The organism is Micromonospora sp. NPDC051300, from assembly GCF_044455315.1.
GTDB classification, from domain to species: domain Bacteria; phylum Actinomycetota; class Actinomycetes; order Mycobacteriales; family Micromonosporaceae; genus Micromonospora; species Micromonospora robiginosa.
This window is the reverse complement of record NZ_JBITEP010000050.1, coordinates 1-19,408: the sequence shown is the minus strand read 5'-3', so window position 1 is coordinate 19,408 and position 19,408 is coordinate 1. Positions and strand designations below refer to the sequence as shown.

Below are 19,408 nucleotides of genomic sequence, written 5' to 3'. Positions count from 1 at the left end.
CCTCAACGCCCTTATCCTCGCCTACGGCGACCGGATCGCCATCTAACAATCTCGATCACACCACAGGCCCAAACACGGAAATCGACACACTCCCCATCGTGGCCCTGGTGGTGATCTCCTGAATGCGCGAGCCGCCGTGGCGCTCGGTCGCGGCGATACCGACCAGTTCACCAGCGGTCAGCCGAGTCCTCCAATGGGCGACGGCCCCAGCGCCCCCCTCGGCGATGATCATCGCGCCGTGACCAAGGCCGGTGGCGTCACGTAGATCCAAGTCATGAAACCCCGCGATGAACTGGGCGAGGGTCTGCCAGAGCAGTCCGGGCAGTCCAACCGGAGCGCGGTGCCCCCGAGCGGCGAGCTCACGTCGCAGTCCGAGCAGCCACCGCGACCGTACGTCGGCATCCGTAGAGTCCGCCGCACCGACCGCGCACAGGGCTCCGAGATCGTCAGCGAGACGCTCCAGGCTCCGCCATCCGGCATCATCGATTTCCGGCACGCTGCTGATCAGCGGGCCGAGCCACGTCATCGGGCTCGTCACGACGTCACCTCCCCGCGCTGAGTAGCGGGTACGCCATAGACAACGGCGCGGGCCGCCACGTTCTTGGTGACAACAGATCCGGCGCCGACCAGAGCGTGCTCGCCGATGGTGACGCCGGCCAGGATGACCGCGCCGGAGCCGACCTTGCAGCCATAGGTGAACCTCGGTGGCAGCAGCGGCTGCTCATTGTCCGGGTCGCGCCAAATGAGGTCCCGGTCGTTGATGGTGCGCACGCCGGCGCCGATGAAGACTCGGTCCTCGACCACCGTGTCAGCAGTCAGGTGAGTGCCCGGCGAGCAGCGCACCCCGTCACCGATGACACAGCCCCGCTCGACTGTGAGGTTGGCAGCGAGCTGACTTCCGGAGCCGACCTTGACACCGGTGCGCAGCAGCGTGTTGTGGCCGATGGTGGTGTCGTCGCCGACGTTGGCACCGGCGTAGACGGTCGCGCCGGCGCGCAGCACCACACCAGAGCCGATCATGGTGGGGGCGCCCACGCCTTGGTAGACCCGCCGCAGGGCGTAGCCGTACTCCGGCTCGCCCACCGTCACGCGATGCCCGATGTGAGTGTCGCGGCCGATGTGAGCGCCGCCGTGCACGATCGCGAACGCACCGACGTTCACGTGGTCGCCGAGCATGATCGGGCGGATGGCGCCCAGCATGTCAGCGGGCAAGAACACCACCCCCGGATGAACCTGACAGCCCTCGCCGAGCTGTAGTAGCCCAGCTCGTACGAGGTCGCTGACAGTGGGGGAGATGCCCGGTGTGCTCAGGTGCATCATCACGGACTCCTTGTGCCTGTACGGGTAGGTGCACCCAGAACAGCGGTTCGAGAGGCCGAGTCGAAGACGTCACGGACAGTCAGCAACGTGCTTGCGCAACCTGCAAGCATCGGTCACTCTCGAAGTCCGCCATCGTGGATGGAGGTGACGTGTGAGCACCCAAACCGCGTGGACCACGATGCCGGCCGTTGCCCACGCAGCCAGCAGGGGCGACTTCGGCACAGTGCTGCGCACCGCGCGCGTCGCTACCGGCCTGACCTTGCAGAAGGCGGCGAGCCTAGCGGGAGTGTCCGCCTCAACGCTGAGCCGGATGGAGACGAAGTCGAATCGCCATTGGGACGTACGTGATCTGCGCCGGCTTGCCGAGGTCTTCGCAATCCCAGCGCACCTGTTCGGGCTGTCGCAATCGACCATCGACACCAGCACGGTTAGCCTGAGCGCGGGTGTCGATGAGGATGGTGACCCGATGCGCCGACGCGATCTGATCACAACAGCTGCTGTCGCGCTGACTGCGGCGTCCGTCCTCCCCACCCATCCGGCCGCAGCCGCTCACGGCATGGCCAACACCCTCGAAAACGTGCTGTTCGGTCGGGTCGACGTTGCCCCGATACCCGGACACCAGTTGGCCGCGCAGCTGGCAGCCGCCCGCGCCGACTACCGGGCCACCCGCTACACGCAGCTCGCCCGCCGCCTACCTCACCTCCTCGCCCGTGCCATCGCCAACCGGGATTCCGCTGCCGTGCACGAGCTGCCGATGGCCGCCAGCCGGTTGGCTCAGGCGTACAACATCGCCACTCAGCTGCTGATCAAACTGCACGACAACGGCATGGCCTGGGCCACCGCCGACCGCGCCGTACAGGCCGCCCGCAGCGGCGACGATCCGGTGACGCTGGCCGAAGCCAGACGCCTGGCGGCTACCGTCATGCGCCGCACCCACCATCGCGACGGCGCGCAGAAACTCATGTTGGACGCCGCCCAAGCCTTGCAGGCCGACACCGGACTGCTAGACGCCACGCACAGCGCTGTCTATGGGCAACTGCTCGCCGCCGCGTCGTACACCGCGGCGATGCACGACGACCGCGATACTGCGTGGACCCTGCTCGGCGAAGCCGAGACAGCGGCCCGTCGCACCGGTGACACGAAGGCCGGGCAATTCAATTCGCTCGACCTGGCTGTCTACAAGATCAGCGTGTCCCGGGTGCTTGGTGACTACGGCACCGCTGTCGACTACGCCCGGCAGGTCGACCCGGTCCGGATCGTCATGCCGGAGCGCCGAGCTCGCTACTGGGAAGACACAGCGCTGGCACTACACGGCCGCGGGCGCCCGCAGGCGACATTCCAGGCGCTGCTCGCCGCCGAGCGAGACACCCCGCAGGAGGTTCGCTACCGGCCATGGGCGCAGCAGCTCACCACCGATCTTTTAACCCGCGACAGCCGCAACCTGCCAGGCGTACGTGAGTTCGCCAACCGAATCGGGTTGATTTAGCCCCCTCTGCTTCCTATCACGGCTGCTGCTCACGACCCAACGAGTGCAGAGCTCTTTTGGTCAACAACCGGAAGGGCCTGCACGCCCGGTCAGGGTTCGCTGCCCGGCGCGACGGTCATGACCGTTGACTCCAGCGCATCTACTTTCGGCGAACCTGTGGAACTCCGGCACCCCCTATGCGGCACGACCACCGGGTGCATTGAATCCGGGGACTCCAGACCTGCTCCTGAGTGGTGGCGACGCTTGCGCGATGCGACTACCCTTCGCATGCGTCTGATGATCTGTGAGTGAGGCGAGCGTCGTGGGGGTTGTTGTGGAGTCCGCTGTGGGGCGACAGGTAGTGGTACCAGTGAGTGTGGACCGCTACACCATCTACTTGGCTGCGGGCGAGCTGCCACCCGGGATGACCAGCGACGAGGTGGAGGTCGCCGCCAGGCCCTCCAACCTCGACGAGGCGCTCGCGGCGCTGACCGCCTTCGCATCTGAGGTAGGTGATCACCTGAAGGCGGCCGATGTCAGCCGCCTGAGCGTGGAGTTCTCCTGCGAGTTCGCGGTGGAGTCGGGCAAGTTCGTAGCGATCATCGGTAAGGCCTCGGCGAAGACGGGCGTCAAGGTGAGCCTCGAATGGGACCGCACGACACGGTGACCGCACAGCAGGACGCCGGCTGGGAGGATCTGCTGCAGGCAGCAACCATATCCATCGAGGCGCCCTCGATGTCCGGCGCGCCGCCTGCCCGCGGCACCGGCTTCGTAGTCGCCCCTGGAGTAATCGCCACCTGCGCTCACGTGCTGGCAGTCGACGGCGCTCTGCTACCTGAGTTCGTCAAAGGTCGAGCAGTCGCCGGCGACGCCCAACTCGTGCTGACGGTCGATGCTGACAGCTACTACCGCACCCCAGCCGGTCTAGACCTGGCTGTGCTGCACATTCGCGAATGCTCAGTTGATGTCGACCTCACCCCGGTACTGCCATCGTCTGTCGTCAGCGTCGGCGATAACCTGTGGACCTACGGACACCCAGACGGGATGTTCCGCGCGGGTCAACCAGCACGCCTGGTGTACGAGGGGGAGTCCCGCCGCAGCGACCAAGACGCCTTGCGGCTGCTGCGGGCGCGTGGAACTCCCCTGGCAAGAGGCTTCAGCGGCAGTGCGGTTGTCAACCGCCGCACGGGTGCCGTCTGCGGCATGGTATGTACCTCGGACGAGGCCGGGGGCACACACTTGCTCCCGATCGCCGAGATCATCGACCGCTGCGAACCGGCCCGGCTTGCTCTGGCCACCGCGCAGACAGAGCACCACAAGTGGTTGCGCGCGCTCACCGATGAGCAGATCACCGCGGGCAGGTGGCGTTTCCCCGGGCCTCAGCTGCGCGCCTACCTGACCATCGCCGCCCGCACCGCGGCCACCCACCCGTACCAAATGTCGCCGACATTTCCCATGCCACCGCTGTCAGCGGTCTACGTCCGGCAGACGACCCGACGGGAGGTGACCTCATCTGCCGTCGGAGCGCCACCGCAACCTGCGGACATCATCTTCGACGGCGAACAGGACGTCGTCTTGGTCGCTGGAGCGGGAGCGGGCAAGTCGACCCTGCTGCAGTACGCCGTCGGCGACATCGCACGACGACAGCGCGATGGTGAGATCACCGACGTACCCGTCCGGGTGCAGGCCACCGACATCCTCGCCACCGCGGGCCTCGGCGAGGCCATCGCACGCAGTGTCCGCGGCGATTTCGGCCTGTATGACGGCAGAGGGTCGTGGCCGGCTGAATTCTTTGCCGAGCGACCCATCCCGACCGGTCGGTGGCTCGTGCTGGTCGATGGCCTCGACGAGATCATGGACTTCCGTAAACGACAGCAGGTGCTGTCGGTCCTGCGCGCGCGTCACGCGGTGGACGATGCCCACCGTTTCGTCGTCGCGACCCGTCCGGGCACCGTGATCACTGCCGCGGGGGAGGCGGCCTGGTCGCCACTGCACTACGAACTGTTGCCCTTTGACAAGGAGCAGCGGCACCAGTTCGTGCAGGCCTGGCTCACCCGTGCCGAGATCGCTCACCCTGATGAGGCGGCGGCGCAGTTCGTTCGGGAGCTGCGCCGCCTGGGTCTTGAGGAACTGGCGAGCAACCCGTTGATGGCCACCATGTTGTGCCAGCTGTTCGTCGCCAACCCTCAGCGTCGCCTACCTGCCGGACGCTCCCACATCTTCCGTGAGTTCGTACAGTTGCTTCGCGACCGGCATTACAGCGACGCTGACGGCGGGGTGCGGCACCAACTACGCCGTGCCCTTCAGCGCTACGGCACGGGCGCTGAACAGGCCGGCGAACGCCTCACCGCGCGCGGTGACATGCTGATCGGACGACTGGCCGCCGACGGTCTCGACGGCGACGTGACTCCGGCGATCGACAAGCTGGAGCAGTGGACGGCGGAACTGCGTGCCAGCGCGGTGCCTGAGGCCGTGTGGCGTGAACTGCTGGCCGACTACCTCCGGGGCAGTGGTGTGATGGTGGCCCGAGCCGACGACTACGTCTTCCTGCACCAGACGATCCAGGAGTACCTGGCCGCCCAGTACGTCCCCGACGACCCGGAACGCGCCGATGCTGTCTTCTGGGATCTGTTCGGCAGGACCACCAGCGGTAGAGCAGTGACTCCACCGGCATGGCGGCAGTCCTTCGCTCGCTTTCTCGTGGCCGCCTGGAAACAGCCTCATCAGATGGCATCTGCCCTACAGACGATCGCCGCAACGGGTGGGCTCTCGGGAGCTTCGTTCGTCGCCGCTGTCATCGAGGACGGCGCCGATCCAGACGATGCGACGGTCGAGGTCACGTCGCGAGCGTTGGCTGCGATCGCGCGCGACCCTCATGGCCCCGACGATGATCGCTACAAGGCACTGACGACCTGCCTTCGGCTGGACCGCGACCAAGGGCTGGCGGTGGCCACGACCATCGCGACAGACGCTCGGCAGTCCAGCGCCTTCAGGACCACGACCCTTCGTGCCATGGCCGCCACCGCGGCCACCTCGACGGAGATCAGCGCCACCGCAGGCGACCAGTGGATCATGACTCAGCTGGTAGGACTTGATGGCGTCAACGCCGGTCTCATCCTGACCTCAGTCGCCCAGGACACGGCGTTCGACACGAGGCAGAGGATTTGGGCCGCAGATGCTCTCGCCCAGAAAGACCCAACTACCGGTCGTCGACTTCTCGTCGAACTCGCCAGCGACGACAAGCTCGGCTCCGCCGAGCGGCGCGCAGCGGCAACAGCCCTCGTCGTGGCGAGGGATCCACGCGGCGCAACTCTGCTGCAGAAACTGGCCCGCGATGAATCCGCGCTGTCCATAGAACGGCAGATCGCGGCGCAAACCCTCACGCAGAGCGCCCAGTATCGCTCACCCGTCCGGCGGATGATCTACCGGCTGAGACTGCCGAAGATCCTCGACAGCGCACCAACGGTCAGCGAGGCGCTGGAGCCTCTCGTTGCCAGTCTGAGGGAGAACCACCCCCGCGCAGACGTGCAGGGCATCCAAAGAGCGTTCGACGCGGCCGCCTGGTGGCATTCCGGGCAGTATCGCAAGTCCGGCGATCCGTACATCGTCCACCCGCTCGCGGTGGCGACCATCCTGGCCAACCTCGGAATGGACAGCACCACACTCACGGGTGCGCTGCTCTCCGGCTTGGTCCACGACTCGGCCTACAGCTCCGAGCAGATGAGAGACGAGTTCGGCGGCGAGGTCATGGTGCTGGTCGACGGTGTCGCCAAGCTCGACCTGGTGCGGCTAGATGACACGACGAGCGTGGAGCCGATGCGCAAGATCGTGGTCGCGGCGGCCAAGGATCCGCGAGTCCTGGTGATCAAGCTCGCGCAGCGGTTACACAACATGCGGACCCTCACCTTCGTCGCCCGCAGCGAGCAGGAACGCGTTGCTCGTGAGACATTGCACCTGTGGGCGCCCCTGTCTCACCGCATCGGAATCAACACGATGCGGTGGGAGCTGGAGGATCTTTCCTTCGGCACGCTGTTCCCGAAGCGGTTCGAGGAGATCGACCGGCTGATCGGTGAGCATCGGCCGCAGCGTGAGGCGTTGCTGCGCCAGGTGACCCAGGAAGTGGCAACAGAATTGAGGAAGGCAAATATCAAGGCGGAGGTCACCGGGCGGCCGAAGCACCTGTACTCGATCTACCAGAAGATGATCGTGCGGGGGCGCGAGTTCAACGACATCTACGACCTGGTCGGTGTGCGGATCCTGGTCGACACGGTGCGGGACTGCTACGCGGCGCTGGGGGTCATCCACGCCAACTGGCAGCCGGTGCCGGGCCGGTTCAAGGACTACATCGCGATGCCCAAGTTCAACATGTACCAGTCGTTGCACACGACTGTCATCGGGCCCACCGGCAAGCCGGTGGAGATGCAGATCCGCACGTACGCGATGCACCGCACCGCGGAGTTCGGCATCGCCGCGCACTGGAAGTACAAGGAGCACAAGGGCACCCCGGTGGTGGGCCCGCCGGCGCACATCGACGAGATGACGTGGCTGCGGCAGCTGCTGGACTGGCAGCGTGAGGCGGCGGACCCGAGCGAGTTCCTGGACGCGCTGCGCTTCGACCTGTCCAGCCAGGAGGTGTACGTCTTCACGCCGAAGGGCGACGTCATCCCGCTGCCGACCGGGTCGACGCCTGTCGACTTCGCGTACGCCGTGCACACCGAGGTCGGGCACAAGTGCATCGGCGCCCGGGTCAACGGCAAGCTGGTGCCGCTGGAGTCGACGCTGTCCAACGGCGACGTGATCGAGATCTTCACCTCGAAGTCCGACACGGCCGGCCCGACACAGGACTGGCTAGGCTTCGTCAAGAGCCCGCGCGCCCGCACCAAGATCCGCCAGTACTTCAACAAGGAGCGGCGCGAGGAGGCGATCGAGGCCGGCAAGGACGCGATCGTCAAGGCGATGCGCAAGCAGGGCATGCCGTTGCAGCGGATGCTCACCTCGGACGCGCTCATGGCGATCGCCCGGGACCTGCACCTGGCCGACGTGGCCTCGCTCTACGCGGCGGTCGGCGACAGCCAGGTCTCCGCGCAGTCGGTGGTGCAGAAGCTGATGGCCTCCTACGGCGGCGAGGAGGGCGCGGCGGAGGACATCGCCGAGACCGCCGTCGCCACCCGGCCGCCGCGCAGCCGGGCGTCCAGCCACGACCCGGGTGTAGTGGTCCGCGGGGTCAGCGACGTCTGGATCAAGCTGGCGCGCTGCTGCACCCCGGTCCCGCCGGACGCCGTCTTCGGCTTCGTCACCCGCACCAATGGCGTGCGCGTGCACCGCGACGACTGTCAGCACGCTGAAGATCTCAAGGCGCAGGGCGAACGCCTGGTGGAGGTAAGCTGGAAGTTAACCTCGACCTCCAGCTTCCTAGTGGTCATCCAGGTAGAGGCACTCGACCGTCGGAAGTTGCTCGTCGATGTAGCACGCGTGATTTCTGATGAGCAAGTGAACATTCTCTCCGCGACAGTTACGACCACCCGTGACCTCGTGGCGGTGAGCCGGTTCAGCTTTGAGATCGCCGATCCGAAGCACCTCGGGCACCTATTGGCTGGTGTGCGCAGGGTCGATGGAGTTTTCGACGCATACCGTGTGACATCTGGCGCCTGACTGGATCTGGTTGGCGTGCCGCCTTGAAGTCTTACCGAACGGGGCGCTGTTGCCGCGAAACTGCGTGTGCGCGATTCGGATCGGCTTCGGAGCGGCGCAACGATGTGTCGGCAGTCGCCGGGGGAGCGAAGGCGGCCACAAGGTGGTGGTGTGGGCCCCGCCCAGTTGCTGATTGTTCAAATCGTGCTCTGACCTGAAGAGGTGAGCGAGGACCGTGAGGATCTGAGGCTGAGGCTCGGCAGGTCGAACCCCCTGCCTGATAGTCGTTGCGACTGTTGTGGGAAGGCTGGCTGGCCTGCTAGATTCGCTGCATGAACACCCATGGAATGCATGGGTGCTTTAAGCATGTGTTCGAATCCCCCCTCGGACACCAAATTGCGTGAAAAATTCTGATAAATAGGACAGAATGGGTGTCTCATTTGGGCTTTTCAGGCCCGAATGTAGTAAATCTTGGAAGCGGCCGCCTGGCTATGGTTAGCCGCATCTGTCCAATTCGGTGACAGGGAATGGCGTCTCTTCCGCGCGCTGACGTCGCAGATTCACGGTGGTGGGGCATGCCGGGTCTGCGTCTCAGCGTCGGTACGGGTCGATGATCTCCTTGGGGCGTAGCGCGGGGGCTGCGAGGTCGCGGAGCGTTGGCGAGGTGAGGTAGAACCTGCCTCGGGTTTCGCCGTGCTGTTCGAGCATGTCCGCCCGGACGAGGGCGCGAAGGTCGCGGGTTGCCTGGTCGTCGGTGAGGTTCTCGTCGCGCTGATAGAGGGTCCGGCGTACTCGACCGCCGGTCGCGGCGAGGTACAGGGCGCTGACGACCCGCTCGGGTAGCCCGTGGCGTCGGACCCAGGTGTCGAGCAGTTCCCAGAGATGTGCGGCCTGATCGAGGCGTTGCCGGACCAGCTGGGCCTGTTGGTGATGGGCGCTCAGGCAGAACCGAATCCACTTGCTGGTGTCGTTCTCGGGCTGCCAGGTTGGGCCCCCGACCTCACCGAGTGCGTCGTAGTAGGCGTAGGTGTTCCGGCCGACGCCGAGCCACTCCTCAATGGAGGAGAACTCCGGGGCGAGGACACCGTCGCGGGCGAGCACGAGGGTGTGTAGGCAGCGGGACATTCGGCCGTTCCCGTCCCGCCAGGGATGGATCTTGACCAGGTTCAGGTGGGCCATGGAGGCCCGTACGAGCAGCGGTGTCTCCGGTTCGCCGTCGGCCAGCCAGTCGATCAGCTCGGAGATCAGAGACCCAACGTCGTCGGCGTCCGGCCCGGTGTAGACGCGTCGGCCGGTGTGCGCCTCGTCGATGTGGATGTCTCCCGGACGGAAGCGACCCGGCCACTTGCCGAGCTCATGCCGGAGCATCGTGAAGTGCAGTGCGTTGAGCAGCATGTGCTGCCAGGCGAACTCACGTGAGCGGGCGAGTTGTTGCACATAGGTCAGGGCGTCCCGGTAGCCGGTGATGACTTCCCAGGTCTGCGGGTTGGTCTCGACTGGTTCGTCGCCGGCGACGGCGGCGGCGGCGTCGTCCAGGGACACCTGGTAACCCTCGATCGAATTCGAGCCCTGGATGGCGTGAGCGATCAGAGTTCGTCGGAGTTGCCCTGTCCACCGGTGCGGTTCAGCAATCTGGTACCGCAGGTTGTCCCGCATCGTGTCCAGTTCGCCAAGCACGCGCTTGTCGTCATCCGTGAGCGCAGGGGTCCGATACAGCATGCGCTGATACTACATTAATTCCCGGATAATGCTGGAAGCATTTAAGCATCTGTTTATCGGCAGCCCTTCAGATGACGTTTGGTTGGCATCTCAATGCAAGGGGCGCGAGGGGCGGCAGGAGGTCCCGGTCGCTGTCGGCCTGGTAATAGTGTGCGCCGGACAGGGTGCCGCGGCCTGCTTCAGGCGCATTGTTGCGACGCACGAGCTGAACAGCCTCACCCCCAACGACCACGGCGAGGAGGAGCTGCGACGTCCCGGCCGGACACCAAGACTGGCCGTCCTCATCCCGTCCGACCGCGAGCTTCGGGCGCCCCCGATCGAGTGCCGCTGGTGCACCAGCGCGCTTGTCAGGGGCCGGACGCGACGGGGGAAGGACCGATCAGAGAGCGAGTGGTTTCCATGGCTGGGCCGAATCGGCAGTCACCCGGGCGCACACTGGCGGTCGCGGCGGCGGGAACCCTGTTGGTGTTGGTCGTATTCATGCCCCCTGGGGACGCTGCCGGCCATCGCCGCGGGTGGACAGCGTGCCCGCGGACCAGGCCGGCATCGGCAGCGGCACCGAGGGTGTTCCCTTCCGAGGTGATGGGCGTGGGTGTCGGACTCGCTCTGCTCTGGAACCGGGCGGGCGTCGAGGAGTGGCGTGCGCTCGACCGAGATCAGGGGTGTCCGGCTGTTGCTCGAGGTCTTCGGCCTGATCGCGATCGTTTTGGGCGTACAGGGACTGTTTACGTCCGATGGCTGATCGGTCCCGGCGTCTATCAGTCGTGCCCGTAGGTCGACTTCGCTGAGGGCCACCGCCGGTGGCCGACCTCGGCAGCCGCCGCAGCCTGCTCATCTGCTGGACCGCGTCGCTGCCGATGGAAGTGGATGATCCGGAAGCGAGGTGGGCCGTGATCGTGCGGCTGATCGACATGAACCGCCCCGGTCCGTTCGGCCGGTGTGGACGACCTGCACCCCGGACCGTGCCCGGACGTGCCATGCTGCCGGTATGCAGGGCGCGAACATCGTCGAGTTCCTCGGTGGTCCACTCGATGGACAGAGACGTATCCAGCAGGAATTTCCGGCGGTGCTCACCGTGCCGGTGCCGCCGGACTGGACCGGCGGACACGCGACGACCCAGGAACACACCCCGGGGGGCCGCACCGCCTCGTACACGCTGCGCACCCAACCCGGAACCGACCGGCCCGCGATCGGTGACGACGGCCAGTACACCTACGAGTACCACGGATGAAGCGCGGCCACCTGGGCTGACCGGTGTCCGTGAAAGGGTCGGGCTTCGCCACCGAGGGTGCTGGTCACGCAGGGAACGGGTCAGGGTCCCTCTCGGGTGGCGTGGGGCCCTCTCACATATATCCTTTATGTAACTTTAGATCGGTAACGCCCCTAGGCTGTCCGGGAGCTGAGCGAACACCGGAGCCAGGAGCAGACATGTCACGTCCACGCCGATCGTCGTCGAGTCTCGCGGTCCTCACCGCCGCCGTCAGTGTGGTCACGCTCGTCGTCAACGCGACTGCCGCCTCGGCCGCCGGCTCCGTCCTGTTCGACCAACCCTTCCGGAATAACGTCGCGAACGGTGTCGGGCCGGTGGCCGTGCCGGGGGTGCCCGCCGGCTCGGCCACCAACGCCGCCTGCCTCAGCGCCGCAGGGAACACCGGCACCGGTCCGTTGCTGAGTTGTCCCAGCGCCACGGACACCCCGGGCAACGGCAGGCTGCGCCTGACGCCGGCCAGCACCCAGCGGCAGGGCGGCGTGTTCGGCGCGGTCAGCGTGCCCACGTCGCAGGGGCTGCACGTCTCGTTCACGTCGTACCAGTACGGCGGTAGCAGTCCGGGTGCGGACGGCCTGGCCTTCGTCCTCGCGGCCGTCGATCCGGCAAACCCGCTAGCCCCTTCCGTGATAGGTCAGCCTGGTGGTTCGCTCGGCTACTCCGCCGCATTCACCGGTCGCAGTGTGGGTCTGTCGAACGGCTACCTCGGCGTCGGCCTGGACGTCTACGGCAACTTCAGCAACAGCGTCTACCAGGGCACCGGATGCACGAACCCGGCATACATCTCCACCACGGGCGGGCGAGTTCCGGGCCAGGTGATCATCCGCGGGCCGGGCCGCAACGGAGCGGGTTACTGCGCCGTCAACAGCACCGCCAGCAGCACCTCCGCGCCCGCCATCGCCCTGCGCGCGGCGACCCGGTCGGCTGCCGCGGTGCCGGTCGACGTGGTGGTCAACACCACCAGGTCCCCGTTCACCACCGACAACGGCATCGCCGTGCCCGCCGGGCAGTACACCGTCCGGTTCACCCCGGTCGGTGGCACGACCCGAACCCTCACCGGAGCGTTGCCGGTGGTCGCGTCGAGTCTCTATCCGTCGCCGACCTGGCTCAACGCCGACGGATATCCGCGCCAACTCGCCTTCGGCTGGGTCGGCTCGACCGGCTCGGTCACCGACTCCCACGAGGTCGACTCGACCCGCGTGGTCAGCTTCAACGCGGTGCCGGACCTCAGGGTCGTGCAGACCAGCTCCGTCGGCGCGGCTCCGCAAGCCGGCGACCCGGTCACCTACACGATCAGCAGCGGCGTCGACCCGGGGGTCACCGAGACCGCCCCGGTCTCGGTGACCCAGACCCTGCCCCAGGGTGTGCTACCGCGCGGTGCCTTCGGCTCGGGCTGGGTCTGCGAAGTGCCGGCCGGACAGACCGTGAGATGCACCAACAGCAACGGCCCGTTCTCGGCGGGCAGCTCGCTACCGGCGATCACCGTGGCCGCCACCGTGACCGGAAGTGGTGTGACGCCCGAGCTGGTGCAGAGTGCGACGGTAGTCACCGCCTCGTCGATCGATGCCAACCCCGGCTACGCCGGCGGCACCACGGCGGTTACGCCGCTGACCGCACCCACCGGCTTGACCGTCGCGCCGGCGGTGGGCCCCGTCGGTGGCGGCACCGCCGTAACCGTGAGCGGCACCAACTTCGGCGGTGCGACCGCCATCACCATCGGCACGGCCGCCGAGCAGGCCGCCGGCACCTCGGTGGTGCTGCTGCCCTGCGCCGGCGACGTGTCCGCCGTCTGCTTCACCACCAACGGGGACGGCACCCTCGGCATCCCCTCGATGCCGCCCCGGCCGGCGGCGGCCCCGGTGACCGTCTCCGTCGTGACCCGGGGCGCGGCGGGCGCGGCCAATTTCGTGTACGCCTCCGCGCCGGACGCGCCGGCGGCGCCGACCGCCAGCGCCGGTGTCGCCGCCGCGACGGTCTCCTGGAGTCCCCCGGTGAGCAACGGCAGCGCGATCACCGGATACGTCGTTACACCGGTGCGCAACGGCGTGCCGCAACCGTCGCTGACGTTCGACGCCTCCACCACCAGCCGGACGCTGACCGGGCTCCTTGTCGGCGCCTCCTACTCGTTCCGCGTCGCGGCCACGAACGCGTACGGCACGGGCCCGGTCAGCCCCGCGTCGAACGCGGTGGTGCCCTACACCACGCCGGCCGCGCCGACGATCACCTCGGTCGCCGCCGGCACGAACTCCGCCGTGCTGACCTGGACCGCGCCCGCCGACGGCGGCTCCGCCGTCACCGGCTACCGCATCACCCCGTACGTCGATTCAGTGGCGCGGACCGCCGTCCTCGTGCCCGCGACGCCAACCACGCGGAGCGTCACCGGTCTGACGTCCACCGAGACGTACACCTTCCGGATCGCGGCCATCAACGCCGCCGGCACCGGACCGGACTCCGCTCCCGCCGGGCCGGTCAGGCCGAACCCGCTGCCGTCGCTCATCTTCGGGCCGCCGCCGGCTGGTGAGGTCGGCGCCGCCTACCGCTTTCTACTGGCCGTGTCCGGTGGGACCGTACCGCTCGCCTGGTCGGTGAGCGCCGGGACGCTACCGCCCGGGCTCACCCTCGACCCGGCCACCGGTGTGCTCTCCGGCAGCCCGCGCGAGGCGGGCAGCTGGCCGTTCACGGTGCGGGTCACCGATGCCAGCGGTTTCTCCGACGACCGGCCGGCGACGATCACCGTCGCGGCGGCCCCCCGCCTCAGCTTCGCGCCGCCGCCGACTGCCAAGGCGTACGATCCCTACTCGTATCCGCTGACCGTCGTCGGTGGCACCGGGCCCTTCGGCTGGTCGGTGAGCGCCGGCGCGCTCCCGCCGGGGCTCACCCTCGACCCGGGCAGCGGCCTGCTCTCCGGCACCCCCACCTCCGCGGGCAGCTTCACCTTCACCGTCGAGGTGACCGACTCCTTCGGACAGCGGGACAGCCGTCCGGTCGACCTGGTGGTCGACCCGCTGGCCGGGCTGACCATCAGCGCGCCCGCCAGCGCGTCACTGGGGACGGTCGCCGCGGGCACGCCGGCGGTCACGGGACGCCTCGGACCGGTCACCGTCTCCGACGACCGCGGGCCCCGGTCCGGCGCCTGGACCGCGACCGTCGCGATCACGCCCTTCCGCGCCGGCTCGGGCTCGACGGCCGAGACCATCGCACCGGCTGCCGTCGCGTACGTCTCGGGGCCGGCGGTGTCGACGACCGGCAACGGCAGCTTCACGCCTCAGCTCGGCGCGCCGCTGGACGTTCCACGGACGGCGGCAGCTTGGACCGGCGCGGCCGGCGCCAACTCGGCCACCTGGAATCCTGCCCTCTCGGTAAGTCTGCCGACTGACCTGGTGGTCGGCGCATATCGCGCGACGGTGACCCACTCGGTCATCTGAGCCGCGTGGATCGACGCCGGACACCGATGGCGACGAACGCCACGCCGGCGCCGGTGAGCAGTGCGCCGGAGGCCAGGGCGAGCAGCGCGTGCCGGCCGGTGCCGGTGACCGGCAGCGAACCTCCCGACGGTGACGGTCCTGCGGTGGGGCCGTGGGTCGGCGAGGTCGGCACCACCTGGAGCGTGACATCGGTGGAGCCGGAGATGGGTGCCCCCGGCGCGGGTGCCGCACCGCGCTGCGGCTTGACCGGAACGTGCGCCGACGGCGGACCGGCACCAGCGGCGGCGGTCGCCGCCCCGGTCGCCGCGAGCGCCGCGCCCAGGGCCACCCCGGCGAGTACGCTCCGACGACGCGACCCGCCTGCGGCCCGCGCACGGTGACGATGGACCACCACGACAAACCCCCGTCCGACGCGATTCCGATGAACGCGAAAGTAACTCTATGTCATCGAGTGTTGATCGTTGCGTGATTCCACGCGTGTGACCCGGCCGCCTGCGGAGAGGCGACCGGGTCGAGGACTTCGCGTTCGGGGGGCGGCTCAGCCGGAGGGTGCCATCCGAACCCGCGCGCGGCGGCGGAGGAGGTGCCAGGCCCCGGCGGCGACGAGCAACACCAGCGCGGTCACCGTGCCGACGGAGTAGACCAGCCAGGCCGGCCGCTCATCCGTCATCGCGACGGTGCCCGGCACCGGCAGCGTGATCCTCCCTTCGGCGGTCCGCTCGACCGTGCCGCTGGCCAGCACCAGCCGGACGTCCCAGACCCCCGCGGGCAGGGACTGGTCGAGTTCGATGCCGACGTCACCGCTGCCGCCGGGTGTGATGGTCGCGCCGCTGCTGACGCGGAACGGCCCGGCCCGTACCGCGTCCTTGCTGAGCGTGAGCGACCCGGTCATGTCCAACGCCCGCTTACCCGTGTTCACTACGTGCGCGGTGATCACCGGAAAGCGCCCGGCACCGGGCCGGGCCGTCACGGACTCGATGCGGAAGTCGGTCGGTGGCTCGCCGCCCAAGCCGATGTCGAGATACAGGCGTACGCCGACGCGGTGAACCTGGGTGACATTGCCACCGGGGCCAGACGGGCTTGTCACCTGTGCCCAGATCGCGCCGTACCGTTCGCCCTTCGAGGCGCTCCTCGGCACCACGATGTCAACCGTGACCGGTTTCCGGTCGTCCGGCTCGAGGTCGACTGTCTTCCGTCCGAGGTGCACCCAGCCGCTCAACTCGTTCCCCTTGCGGCCTTCGGGCACGGTGAAGGCGGTCCCCACGATCGATGCGGCCCCGGCGTACAGCTCGACGCGCAGCGGCCGCGCCGAGGTGTTGCGGACCTCGACCCGTCGACTGATCGCCGACCCCGGCCGCACGTGGTCGACGATGTAGACCTGGGCCCGCGGATCACCGACCCGGTCGGTGGGTATGTCCAGCAGTCGCAGCCCGATCCCGCCCGTGTCAGCGTCGCCGGTCGGTTGCTGCGCTCGCCCAGCGGCGGCCGGTGCCGCCGGCGCTCCGAGCGCGAACAGCGCCACGAAGGCCGACAGCACCAGCCCGCCGGGGCGGTCAGACCACCGAATGTGTCACCGTGCCGGTGTAGGTGCCCTGGACGGTCCCGTCCGGGATGGTGACCACGAGCGTCGGGTTCCAGGTGGCGAAGTTGTTTCCGGATCCGCCGGTGTGGGTGAAAGCCGTCCGCGGCACGTTGATGATCACCCGATCGGCGGCCGTGAGCTGCCCGGGCGTGAACGTGCCGCTGCCGGCCGTCGAGGTGGCTCCGCCGGACCAGTACTCCACGTTGATGTTCGGGATCGTCTCGGCCGACGTGCCCCCGCCGGTCTTGAAGTCGGTGGAGATGACCGTGGCGGTCCAGTTGGGTGTCAGTGAACCCCGCTGGTCGAGCACGGTCACGGGACCGAGCTGACCGGAGACGGTCGCGCCCTCGGTGCCCTGCCCGAGGTTCGCCGACGCCGGTACGGTGATCGTGAGACCGCCGCTCGCGTTCACGGTCAGCGTCACCGTCGTGTCGGCGTCGTCCGCCAGCGCCGGCGCGGCGAACGCCACGGAGGTGGCGACGCCGGCGACCGCGGCGGCCAGAAGTCCTTTACGCATCGAAGCTCCCTTCACTCGTCTGCACGCTGGGAAGCGCGCAGACAAACAGTAAACGGATAAAAAACCCCCAAACCTCCTTATAGGTAATCTTGATTCGGCTGCGCCGGTCGTAGCGATCTCGCAGCCGCGGGTGGGGGATCCGCTTCCGTGCCGGACCGCCCCCGCGGCGCTTGTCGTGAAAGGCTCCGCCACCCGACAGTGAGTCCCAGGGGAGGGTGCGGTTCGGGGGTCTGAATCGGAATCCCGATGCGGGGCATGGGGCTGGGTGCGGCACCTCCTGCGGCGGGTCGGCGACGGCATCGCCGTGCGCCAAGCGTCGTCACCCGAGCAGTTGGGGCGGAGCGGCGCAGCGTCGGGTGTGGTCGGACACCGGGGGGCGCGGCGGTGCCTGGGCGCCGGAGATCGTCCTGGACGGCGGCGGTCGCTACCCCATCTACCTCGCCCGGATGAGCAGCCCGACCACGCCGGGCGGGGGAGGCCACGTCATTCTCTCAGCCCTCGAGAGCCGTGGGAGCGGGGTGGTCGGCAACCCGTTCATCAACGAGGGACCCGTGCTGATTCGGGGCCTCGACGGCCAGTTGCACATCGTCTACTCCGCCAACGGAAGTTGGAGTGACCGGTACCGCCTCGCCGACCTGCGGCTGAGAGCCGGCGGTGACCCGACGTACGTGTGGGACTGGTACAAGTCCAGCGGCTGTCTGTTCGGCTCGAACCGGTCCACGATGATGGCGGTTTGGGGTCCGACCCTCTCGCCGCGGTTGAGGCGGTGCCTGCGCCGTTCCCGACCAGTTCCCGGCGGGCGCAGCACCGGGACCTCGCCGCGCGGTCCGCACGCCTTCAAAACCGGATTCGGGCACCTGATGACGGGAAAGGACTCGTGTGGCTGACGACCGGCGGATCGGGCGGGCCGCCGACGCGACGTGGCGTGCGGCGGCCGAGCACGGTGAGCGGGACGTCGTGAGCGCGCGGCGGCGCGGTCAGGCCGCCGGCCGGGTCCGCCTTCGTCAGGCGGAGGTCATCCTGGTGATCTCGGTCCAGGCCGGTTTGGCGGCTGCCCTCGCCGCCGTTCTCGCCGACCACCTGCTCGGTCCGGGGGCGCATGTGTTCGCGCCGTCTGCGGCGGTTGGCACGATCGCGACGGCCATCGGGCGACGCGCGCGGCGTACCGTCGAGTTGCTGGCCGGCGTCGGGCTCGGGATCGCCATCGGCGACGGGTTGCGGTTCCTGCTCGGGTCGGGTCCGTGGCAGACCGGAGTGATGGTCGCTCTGGCGATCGCCGCGGCTTTGTTGCTCTCCGGCCGGGGTAGCGCCCTCGTCGGTCAGGCCGGCGGCACGGCGGTGCTGATCGCCACGCTCGCACCGATGGAGCGCGGGCTCGAGCTCCCACGGATCTTGGACGCTCTCGTCGGTGCGGTCGTGGGCATCGCCGTCGTCACCCTGCTGCTGCCGGTCAACCCGCTGCGCATCCTGGACAAGACCACCAAGCCGATCTTCGACTCGTTGTCCGGGCAGCTGAACCGGGTTGCGCGCGCTCTGGTCGACCGGGACGCCGAAGCCGCCGTACGGGTGCTCGAGGAACTCCGCAACCTCGACGACGACCTCGGTCGGATGCACGAGGCGCTGGCCGGCGCCGACGAGGCGGTCACGCTCGCACCGGTCCGTTGGCGCCGCCGGCAGCAGTTCCACCGGTACGCGAACATCGCCCAGCACCTGGAGCGCCTGGTCGTTGACGCGCGTGGCATGTCCCGCTGGGCAGCGAACGCGTTGCAGTATCGCGAGCTGATGCCCTCGTCGTTGCCCCGGGGGATCGCCCGCCTCGCCGATGCGATCGACCAGCTCCGGCGGGAGAGTCACCGCGGAAGCGGCCACGCGCACAGCCGGGACATGGTCCGACAGGCGGTCGAGTTGGCCGCAGCGGCTCGGAGCGGCGGCCTGCGCACGTACGGCGACGGCCTCGTCGCCGACCTGCGGACGGCCGCCAGCGACGTCCTTCGGGCGACCGGTTGTCCAACGCCCGAGGCGAACCGGATCGTCCGTGCGGCGGCCGACGTCGGGACGACGCCTACCTGACCTTCTCGACACGTACGACGGAGCGGGGAGGATGTGGTGTGGCGCCACCGAGGCGCTTGCGGGGCGGGCCGCACCACGCCGGCTCAGCAAGGCAGCGGCACGCGACCTGCGGCGATGAGGCCGAGTCAGCGGGCTGCGGTCATGAGCTGTGCGATCCTGCGGCCGTAGCCCGTCGTGGGCAGTCGCCCGGTCGGCGAATCATAGGCCACGATCACGCCCGAGGCCAGGGCCGTCGTGGTCCAGCCGACCGGCACCTCGATCAGGCCGCCGGCGAAGGGTGGTCCCGTCGGATCGTGCAGCGTGAGGCCCATGGCGTGCTAAGGCGTGTTTCATAAGCCGGTCAGAGCCACTCGCAGATGATGGTGATGGTCAGGCTGGCCTGGAACCGGACGGCCAACTTGTCGTAGCGGGT

General features: G+C 68.5%; 13 protein-coding genes and 2 pseudogenes. 8 read left to right on the top strand and 7 right to left on the bottom strand.

Annotated elements, in window-relative coordinates; all coding sequences use genetic code 11:
• Positions 1-55: 55 nt before the first annotated feature.
• A complete protein-coding gene (locus ACIA5A_RS29985; protein WP_396767989.1) occupies positions 56-538 on the bottom strand; it encodes a hypothetical protein in 483 nt (160 codons plus the stop codon).
• Complete coding sequence (locus ACIA5A_RS29980) at positions 535-1,320, bottom strand: DapH/DapD/GlmU-related protein (protein ID WP_396767987.1); 786 nt, start codon at positions 1,318-1,320, stop codon at positions 535-537. Before ACIA5A_RS29980 ends, ACIA5A_RS29985 begins: the two co-directional genes overlap by 4 nt.
• Positions 1,321-1,471: 151 nt before the next feature.
• Between ACIA5A_RS29980 and ACIA5A_RS29975 the strand changes: the two genes are divergently transcribed.
• The 4 genes and pseudogenes from ACIA5A_RS29975 to ACIA5A_RS29960 form a co-directional block, all read left to right on the top strand.
• Positions 1,472-2,806: a helix-turn-helix domain-containing protein gene (locus tag ACIA5A_RS29975; protein WP_396767985.1), complete on the top strand. Its 1,335-nt coding sequence runs from the start codon at positions 1,472-1,474 to the stop codon at positions 2,804-2,806.
• 355 nt (positions 2,807-3,161) lie between these two features.
• The gene (locus ACIA5A_RS29970; protein WP_396767983.1) at positions 3,162-3,452 is read left to right on the top strand and encodes a CU044_2847 family protein; all 291 of its coding nucleotides are present in this window, start codon (positions 3,162-3,164) and stop codon (positions 3,450-3,452) included.
• A pseudogene (locus ACIA5A_RS29965) lies at positions 3,431-3,979 on the top strand (serine protease); the annotation flags it as partial. The gene ACIA5A_RS29970 and the pseudogene ACIA5A_RS29965, both read left to right, overlap by 22 nt.
• Before the next feature lie 2,268 nt (positions 3,980-6,247).
• Positions 6,248-8,437 (top strand): annotated as a pseudogene (locus ACIA5A_RS29960) (RelA/SpoT family protein); the annotation flags it as partial.
• A 570-nt stretch (positions 8,438-9,007) separates the two neighbouring features.
• Here the strand turns inward: ACIA5A_RS29960 and ACIA5A_RS29955 are convergent.
• Complete coding sequence (locus ACIA5A_RS29955; protein ID WP_396767981.1) at positions 9,008-10,135, bottom strand: Fic family protein; 1,128 nt, start codon at positions 10,133-10,135, stop codon at positions 9,008-9,010.
• 988 nt (positions 10,136-11,123) lie between these two features.
• Here ACIA5A_RS29955 and ACIA5A_RS29950 point away from each other — a divergent pair.
• A complete protein-coding gene (locus tag ACIA5A_RS29950; RefSeq protein ID WP_396767979.1) occupies positions 11,124-11,366 on the top strand; it encodes a hypothetical protein in 243 nt (80 codons plus the stop codon).
• Positions 11,367-11,563: 197 nt separating this feature from the next.
• Positions 11,564-14,827 carry a putative Ig domain-containing protein gene (locus ACIA5A_RS29945; RefSeq protein WP_396767977.1) on the top strand — a complete coding sequence of 1,088 codons (3,264 nt, stop codon included), beginning with the start codon at positions 11,564-11,566 and terminating at the stop codon, positions 14,825-14,827.
• Here ACIA5A_RS29945 and ACIA5A_RS29940 read toward each other — a convergent pair.
• The 3 genes from ACIA5A_RS29940 to ACIA5A_RS29930 all read right to left on the bottom strand — a co-directional run bounded on the left by ACIA5A_RS29940 (position 14,820) and on the right by ACIA5A_RS29930 (position 16,926).
• Positions 14,820-15,155 carry a hypothetical protein gene (locus ACIA5A_RS29940; RefSeq protein ID WP_396767975.1) on the bottom strand — a complete coding sequence of 112 codons (336 nt, stop codon included), beginning with the start codon at positions 15,153-15,155 and terminating at the stop codon, positions 14,820-14,822. The genes ACIA5A_RS29945 and ACIA5A_RS29940 overlap by 8 nt on opposite strands.
• Positions 15,156-15,365: 210 nt before the next feature.
• On the bottom strand, positions 15,366-16,349 hold the full coding sequence (locus ACIA5A_RS29935) for a hypothetical protein (RefSeq protein ID WP_396767973.1): 984 nt from the start codon (positions 16,347-16,349) through the stop codon (positions 15,366-15,368).
• A gap of 31 nt (positions 16,350-16,380) precedes the next feature.
• On the bottom strand, positions 16,381-16,926 hold the full coding sequence (locus ACIA5A_RS29930; protein ID WP_396767971.1) for a hypothetical protein: 546 nt from the start codon (positions 16,924-16,926) through the stop codon (positions 16,381-16,383).
• 356 nt (positions 16,927-17,282) lie between these two features.
• On the opposite strand from ACIA5A_RS29930, the gene ACIA5A_RS29925 reads away from it, so the two are divergent.
• Both ACIA5A_RS29925 and ACIA5A_RS29920 read left to right on the top strand, forming a co-directional pair.
• Entirely contained in the window at positions 17,283-17,813 is a 531-nt protein-coding gene (locus ACIA5A_RS29925; protein WP_396767969.1) for a hypothetical protein, read from the top strand.
• The gene (locus ACIA5A_RS29920; RefSeq protein ID WP_396767967.1) at positions 17,806-18,996 is read left to right on the top strand and encodes an FUSC family protein; all 1,191 of its coding nucleotides are present in this window, start codon (positions 17,806-17,808) and stop codon (positions 18,994-18,996) included. Before ACIA5A_RS29925 ends, ACIA5A_RS29920 begins: the two co-directional genes overlap by 8 nt.
• A gap of 125 nt (positions 18,997-19,121) precedes the next feature.
• Here ACIA5A_RS29920 and ACIA5A_RS29915 read toward each other — a convergent pair whose 3' ends face one another.
• A complete protein-coding gene (locus ACIA5A_RS29915; RefSeq protein ID WP_396767965.1) occupies positions 19,122-19,307 on the bottom strand; it encodes a hypothetical protein in 186 nt (61 codons plus the stop codon).
• Positions 19,308-19,408: the final 101 nt, after the last annotated feature.